The organism is Kitasatospora sp. NPDC090091, from assembly GCF_044747365.1.
Lineage (GTDB): Bacteria > Actinomycetota > Actinomycetes > Streptomycetales > Streptomycetaceae > Kitasatospora.
In genome coordinates this window covers 1-1,685 of sequence record NZ_JBIVDY010000059.1, presented here as the reverse complement: position 1 = coordinate 1,685, position 1,685 = coordinate 1, and the positions used below count along the sequence as shown (strand labels likewise).

Below are 1,685 nucleotides of genomic sequence, written 5' to 3'. Positions count from 1 at the left end.
CTTCGAACGCCTCGTAGAAGCCCTCAACCCCACCCGCACCCCCCACCACCACCCCCTCTTCCAAACCATCCTCACCCTCAACAACACCACCACGGTGAGCAACGAACTCGACTCCCAGGACGTCGAGTTCGAGAGCGCCGCCAAGTTCGACCTGTCGTTCTCGGTCACCGAGCAGCACACGCCCGACGGCGCCCCCGACGGCCTCACCGTCACCGTCGAGTACGCCGCCGACCTCTTCGAACCCGCCACCGTCGAACGACTCGCCGACCAGTTCCAACGCATCCTGCGCAGCGCCGCCGAACACCCCGACACCCCCATCCACGACATCGACCTGCTGGGCGACGCCGGACGGGCCGAACTCGCCGCGCTGGCCACCGGCGACGTCCGCCCGCTGCCCGCCGCCGCCCTGCCGGAGCTGTTCGCCGCCCAGGTCGCCCGCACCCCCGACGCCACCGCCGTCACCTGCGGCACCGACACCCTCAGCTACGCCGAACTCGACACCGCCACCGAGCGCCTGGCCCGCCACCTCACCGCGCTGGGCGCGGACGCGGAGAGCCGGGTCGCGGTGCTCCAGCAGCGCTCGACGGCGCTGGTGGCCAGCACGCTGGCCGTGGTGCGGGCGGGCGGCGCGTACGTGCCGCTGTCCGAGAGCTGGCCGGCCGAGCGGATGGAGCTGGTGCTCGCCGACACCGGCGCCGAGCTGCTGCTGGTGGACGCGGCCACCCGCGACCTGCCGTTCGTCCGGGCCCGGGCGGCGGCCGGCATCCGGGTGGTGGACGTCTCGGCCCCGCTGCCGGACGCCCCCGCCCGTGCCGTCCCGGCGCGCCCCCTCCCGGCCGTCCAGCCGGAGCGGCTCGCCTACGTGATGTACACCTCCGGCTCCACCGGCACGCCCAAGGGCGTCGCCGTCACCCACGCGGACGTGGCCGCGCTGGCCGCCGACCACTGGTGGCAGCAGGACGGCCACCACCGGCGGGTGCTGTTCCACTCCCCGCACGCCTTCGACGCGGCCACCTACGAGCTGTGGGTGCCGCTGCTGAGCGGCGGCCAGGTGGTGGTGGCGCCGGCCGGCGACCTGGACGCCGAGCGGATCGGGCGACTGGTCGCCGAGCACCGGATCACCGCGCTCTGGCTGACCGCCGGCCTGTTCCGGCTGCTCGCCGAGGACGCGCCGGAGAGCCTGGCCGGGGTGCGCGAGGTGCTCACCGGCGGCGACATCGTGCCGGCGGCCGCGGTGCGCCGGGTGCTGGACGTCCACCCGGAGCTGCGGGTGGTCGACGGCTACGGCCCGACCGAGACCACCGTCTTCGCGACCAGGCACCCGATGACCGCCGGGGACGAGCTCGGCAGCACCGTGCCGATCGGCCGCCCCCTGGACAACATGCGGGTCCAGGTGTTGGATGCCGGGCTGCGGCAGGTGCCGGTCGGGGTGCCGGGCGAGCTGTTCATCGCCGGCGCCGGACTGGCCCGCGGCTACCTGGGCCGTCCGGGCGCGACGGCCGAGCGCTTCCTGCCCGACCCGTTCGGCGCGCCCGGCTCACGGATGTACCGCACCGGCGACCTCGGCCGCTGGCACCATGATCCGCACGGCGAAGGCCGGCTGGAGTTCCTCGGCCGCACCGACGACCAGATCAAGCTCCGCGGCTTCCGCATCGAACCCGCCGAGATCGAAACCCACTTCACCG

Annotated in this window: 1 protein-coding gene; it reads left to right on the top strand. The window is 74.5% G+C overall.

The genetic code is table 11. From position 1 onward, the window contains the following. The coding region (locus ACIPSC_RS39005) for an amino acid adenylation domain-containing protein (RefSeq protein ID WP_400835164.1) at nt 1-1,685 on the top strand (1,685 nt) is incomplete at both ends.